This is a genomic window from Lunatimonas lonarensis (assembly GCF_000390185.1).
In the GTDB taxonomy this organism is placed as follows: domain Bacteria; phylum Bacteroidota; class Bacteroidia; order Cytophagales; family Cyclobacteriaceae; genus Lunatimonas; species Lunatimonas lonarensis.
The window spans coordinates 1-4,304 of sequence record NZ_AQHR01000043.1 but is presented as its reverse complement, the minus strand read 5'-3'; the positions used below and the strand labels follow the sequence as shown (position 1 = coordinate 4,304).

At 35.6% G+C, this 4,304-nt stretch carries 5 protein-coding genes and 2 pseudogenes; all 7 read left to right on the top strand.

Features of this window, described 5'->3' with window-relative positions:
• Positions 1-201 (top strand): annotated as a pseudogene (locus ADIS_RS23135) (IS1595-like element ISBaba1 family transposase); the annotation flags it as partial.
• 313 nt (positions 202-514) lie between these two features.
• Positions 515-754: an addiction module protein gene (locus tag ADIS_RS06615; protein ID WP_035804990.1), complete on the top strand. Its 240-nt coding sequence runs from the start codon at positions 515-517 to the stop codon at positions 752-754.
• Complete coding sequence (locus ADIS_RS06610; protein WP_010853611.1) at positions 744-1,046, top strand: type II toxin-antitoxin system RelE/ParE family toxin; 303 nt, start codon at positions 744-746, stop codon at positions 1,044-1,046. Before ADIS_RS06615 ends, ADIS_RS06610 begins: the two co-directional genes overlap by 11 nt.
• 361 nt (positions 1,047-1,407) lie before the next feature.
• Positions 1,408-1,767 (top strand): annotated as a pseudogene (locus ADIS_RS23670) (RHS repeat-associated core domain-containing protein); the annotation flags it as partial.
• A 426-nt stretch (positions 1,768-2,193) separates the two neighbouring features.
• The gene (locus ADIS_RS06600) at positions 2,194-2,400 is read left to right on the top strand and encodes a hypothetical protein (RefSeq protein ID WP_155907216.1); all 207 of its coding nucleotides are present in this window, start codon (positions 2,194-2,196) and stop codon (positions 2,398-2,400) included.
• A gap of 283 nt (positions 2,401-2,683) precedes the next feature.
• Positions 2,684-2,995, top strand: a complete 312-nt coding sequence (locus ADIS_RS06595) for a hypothetical protein (protein WP_010853608.1) — start codon at positions 2,684-2,686, stop codon at positions 2,993-2,995.
• A complete protein-coding gene (locus tag ADIS_RS06590; protein WP_010853607.1) occupies positions 2,988-4,052 on the top strand; it encodes a BF3164 family lipoprotein in 1,065 nt (354 codons plus the stop codon). Before ADIS_RS06595 ends, ADIS_RS06590 begins: the two co-directional genes overlap by 8 nt.
• Positions 4,053-4,304: the final 252 nt, after the last annotated feature.

Below are 4,304 nucleotides of genomic sequence, written 5' to 3'. Positions count from 1 at the left end.
TTTGGTGCCATGCACCGTGTGATTATGATGTTCAAGGCCTGGGTAAGGGGAACCTACCATTCAGTGGTGGCCCTGCGACCGTATATCAACGAATACACCTACCGGTTTAACCGGCACAAGATGAAGGAGGGGATATTCGAGAATCTGGTTGTGAGGATGCTGACACAGCCGCCCTACCCCTACAAAGCCTTTATTTATTAAATGCCTAATTCAAATAAACTAATATGAATTCTAACCATTGATATTATTTACCTTTTGTATACAGTCTTTAATGGGCAATTATCAATAACAAGAAAATGATTTGAGAAGCATAAAACGATGATTGAAATCAGGTTCTAGTCACAACTTTAATATTTAATACAAATACTGAGATCGACCAAATGTACCAAAAGAATTCCCATATTAAAGACGGAAACTATTTAACAAAACGTAATGCATAAGATCACCTCCCCCGAAGGGGTGAATCAAATACACAAATAAATCGTTAACTTTAAAGCGGAAAATTATGATAGGCATGGACGTACAATCTGTTAAAATCGACCTTATCCACTGGCTTACCGAGCTTCAGGACAAATCTGTCCTTAAGAAACTTCAGGGGCTGAAAGAGCAACAGGAAGGTTCTTTAGAATTAAGTGCGGAACAGGAGAGTGAACTGGACGGCAGGCTTGAGAAATATGAAAAAGGGGAAATGGAGTTTTCCCCATGGGACACTGTAAAGGACAGGATAAGAAACCGCGCAAAAGATGCCCTATAACTACCGATTGTCCGAAGAGGCGGAATCGGACGTATACGAGTCCTATGTTTGGTATGAAAAGCAAAAAGAAGGTCTGGGTGAGGAATTTTTAGATGCACTTGATGCGGCGGAACAAGCCATAGCCGGTAACCCGAAAACTTACCGAGCCCGTTATAAAAAGAAAGTCAGGGCTTTTGTCGTAGACCGTTTTCCTTACTTGGTTCTGTATGTTATCAATGGAAATGATATTGCTGTGATATCGGTGTTCAACACCAACCAGCATCCCGGAAGATGGAAAGAACGGGTACAATAGCCGGATCCCCAGACTTGCGGTTTATGACTTCACCCCATTCCCCGAAAGGAGATTTGGAGCAAAGACAGCGTCCACAGGTAAAACGGTGTTCGTCATCCTCATCCGGCAAAAAGCCACGCCAGTCACTGCCGGGATCTACCCACAGCCCAACCCGCATTAAAGCGCCCCACTCCCTTGCTTTTTGCCCATACCCTCGAAATACAGGGCTTTCTTTATTTTCAATTGAAATTTTTCACCTGAAAGTAAAAATCTATTTTTATGGCTGTCGGCGGAGGCGAAACGTTCTTTAAAGAGGTTGTGACGAGGTTGGAAAAGCTCCGGAGAAGCCTGTGCGGGGACCTAACGTCATGGGTTCAACGGGAAAGAGGAGGACAGCGGCGGCGAATGGGGTTCCAATAGCCATTACGACTATGGGTTTAGGATTTATAATCCAAGCATAGCGAAGTTTTTGAGTGTGGATCCGTTGGCTCCCGATTACCCTTGGTATACGCCATATCAGTATGCTGGAAATAAGCCAGTCTGGACCACCGATTTGGACGGATTGGAAGAAAGAATACCTACAGTAGGTGATTTTGTAGATGGCAGACACACTTTTGGTTCTGATCATGTATCAGCCATTACCGTCCCCCTATGGAACAAGCCAACTCAGGAAAAAATCGTACCGATTCCCAATAACCAAACATTTGTTGGTCGAGATTCCATCCCGATAAACCGGGACTAAGTTGTGATCGCTGAAAAACAATTATAAACACATGAAATCGAGCGCGACGCAAGCGACACACGGAACGATTGTAATACGTGCGAGATTCCATCTGACTGTTAAAGAACAAATTATAAACAGATCAAAACCAGGCATAAAAACCGTAAAAGCGACATCGGCCGTTATTACCAAAACAATGGCTAGTTTAATCTAGTACCTGTAGCTTTTGGTTCAACAAATGGGGGGTATACTGAATAGTTGTCTGAAAAACAGTTCTTTACTAAAAAACCTCGAGGCTCAACAAGCAGCTTTTGGGAGAAAAGTGACCATTCACGGGAAAAAACCTACCATTCACGGGAAATAGACATAAACCTATTTGATTTGTAATAAATCTTTCTGAGCTTTCCTATATGTTAAACTATAGATATTTAAATCATGAAAAAGAAAATGACATTACAGAAAGCCACAGTGGCCGCTGGTGTGGTAGCCATGAGCGTGGGGTTGTTTAACTCCTTTGATGCCGAGGCTGAAGGCGGAAGTACAGTTGACTGCTTTGGTATGTATGAAGACGGAACTACTCATATTACGTTTTGCAATGGCTGTGTGGAACGGAGATCTTCTTGGGAATCCTTGCTAAGTACTTGCACTCCTTAAAAACTGTTCAATATCTTAGGGGGAATGAGGAGATCCCCCTTTTCTTTTCCAATTAGAACTTTCCAATGAAAAATACAAAAATATATTTTTCGTTAATACTCTTCATATTGCTAATAAGCTGCATGTCTGGTAAATATGAAGACTACATAAAATTACATTACAATATAGTTGGAAACTTCATAAATTTTAGCTATGATTTTTATGATACGCAAAATGAAATTGTTTGTATAAATAGTATTAAAAAATACAGAATAATCCTAATAATTGATTCTGGATGTAGTTCATGTATAAAAAATTTGAAAAATGGAACACCTTCTTTGAAAAAGACATCTTTAAAAATCTTGATGTGTTGGTTATTTTTTACGGAGAAAATATTAGTACAATTACATATTATTACGAACAAATTCCAAACAATACTTTTCGCTTATTACTAATTAAAGACCAATCATTTATTTACGAAAACAATCTATTTTCCTATATAAATGATTTCCTATTAGTAAATATGGAGAACAGAATAGTTGCTGTAGGAAATCCTATGAAAGAAAAGAATATTTTTGAAATATTTAAATATAAAATCAAACAACAAAATGAATAAAATCAGTTTAGCAGCTTTAATTATAGCTATTTATTCCTGTGGGCAAAATAATAATATTGGATATCAGGAAACTATATCAAATGAACTGTCAAATATTGAAATTTTAAAAGGCAAGGAAGTGCCAAATTTGGAAGTTCTAAATATAGAAACAGTAGGGATCGTTGATACGATGCTCATGATAGTGAGTAAATACGATCCATTTTTTCATTTCTATGGTTTAAATGGTCTATCATATTTAGGAAGTTTTGGGGAATCAGGGGAAGGGCCAAATGATTTTATATATCCATGGTATAACAACCAGTATACAAAGGATAAAAACGAAATTTATTTTTATGTATCAGATTTTACTAAGAACAATCTGTCGAAAATAAATCTGGCCAAAAGCCTTGAAACAGGTGAAGTGAATTTAGAATGGTCCAAAAGATTACCATCGAAACTAATGAGGGGATATACAAATATATTTATCAATAATGATTCTATGGTCTATGGGCACTATAGAGGTCCTTATCAAGAAAATTTAGGTCGATTCTTCAAGTTCAAAATAAATGAAAACCAAATATCTTGGTCAGGATACTTTCCTAAGCTAAATAAAAATATTTCTTTTGAAAATTATCCAAGAATTTATTACAGTTTTGTTGGGTTTAATCAGGAAAAAAACATAATAGCTTCTGCTATGCAACATTTAAATAGACTGGAGTTTTTAGATTCAAACTTAAAAATTCAAAAATATTTAAGTTTTGAAAGTCATTTAGGGTATATACCTAGTCCAGATAATATACGCACATTAGATAGTCATATTTTTTTTAATTCGTCTTATTCGGGAAAAAAATTCTTCTATTCATTGTCTATTAATGACAAAACAGAAAGCTATATAAAAAATAAAGGAAATATGCAACTTTATGTTTTCACATGGGAGGGGGAGTTACACAAAATATTTTTACTCGACAAAATGTATTTAGGGTATTTTGCTATCGATGAAGATAATAGCATAATGTATGTTGTAAATTTTGGAGAAGATAAAGAGGAAAAACCTCTTCTTCAATATCAAATTAAATGATTAAACGCTATGAAGAAAAATATATTTATTAACATTACATTATTAATAATATTTGTTTCCTTGATTTTTGTATTTATTATGAATAAAAACACAATTAGTAATTATAAATTTCTTTACTCGCAGTCAATTAACAAAATCAATCAAATCCAATATGAAAACGAAAATCTCAAGAAAAATTTATTTATTAACTTTCAATTTGACAAAAGTATAATTGAATTAGGCATTTTGTAAATGATCAAAATCTGCCTATAT

Excerpts from the sequence above, each read along its gene's own strand:
- ADIS_RS06615 (WP_035804990.1), top strand. The coding sequence starts at position 515 with ATGGACGTACAATCTGTTAAAATCGACCTTATCCACTGGCTTACCGAG.
- ADIS_RS06610 (WP_010853611.1), top strand. The coding sequence starts at position 744 with ATGCCCTATAACTACCGATTGTCCGAAGAGGCGGAATCGGACGTATAC.
- ADIS_RS06600 (WP_155907216.1), top strand. The coding sequence starts at position 2,194 with ATGACATTACAGAAAGCCACAGTGGCCGCTGGTGTGGTAGCCATGAGC.
- ADIS_RS06595 (WP_010853608.1), top strand. The coding sequence starts at position 2,684 with ATGTATAAAAAATTTGAAAAATGGAACACCTTCTTTGAAAAAGACATC.
- ADIS_RS06590 (WP_010853607.1), top strand. The coding sequence starts at position 2,988 with ATGAATAAAATCAGTTTAGCAGCTTTAATTATAGCTATTTATTCCTGT.